Annotated in this window: 1 pseudogene; it reads left to right on the top strand. The window is 44.8% G+C overall.

The annotated features are described in order from the left end of the window. Nucleotides 1-460 (top strand): annotated as a pseudogene (locus tag KA858_RS11705) (YSIRK signal domain/LPXTG anchor domain surface protein); the annotation flags it as partial.

The raw sequence follows: 460 nt of genomic DNA, 5'->3' as shown, positions 1-460 counted from the left end.
AGATGGTAATATCATTGGTTCGGGTACGACGGATGATACGGGACATGTCACAATTACACCGACAAAACCTATTCCTGAAGGTAACGTCACTGCCAAGGCGACTGATAATGCAGAACATCCGAATAGTTCTACGTCTCAACCGAAAAAAGCGACTGACACAACTCCGCCAACGGCGCCTGTGGTTACTAGCGATTTAACTGGTAAAGCGACAACTACTGATCCTGTTGAAGTTACTACAGATCCGAATACGAAAGTAGAATTATTGGATAAAGACGGTAATGTTATCGGTTCAGGTACGACAGATAATACAGGTCATGTCACGATTACACCGACGAAACCTATTCCTGAAGGTAACGTCACTGCCAAGGCGACTGATAATGCAGAACATCCGAATAGTTCTACGTCTCAACCGAAGAAAGCAACTGACCTAACACCTCCGGTGAAACCTTCTGTTGTTGGA

Source organism: Staphylococcus sp. GDX8P80P, from assembly GCF_017893095.1.
In the GTDB taxonomy this organism is placed as follows: domain Bacteria; phylum Bacillota; class Bacilli; order Staphylococcales; family Staphylococcaceae; genus Staphylococcus; species Staphylococcus borealis.
This window is presented reverse-complemented; position numbering and strand designations above follow the sequence as displayed.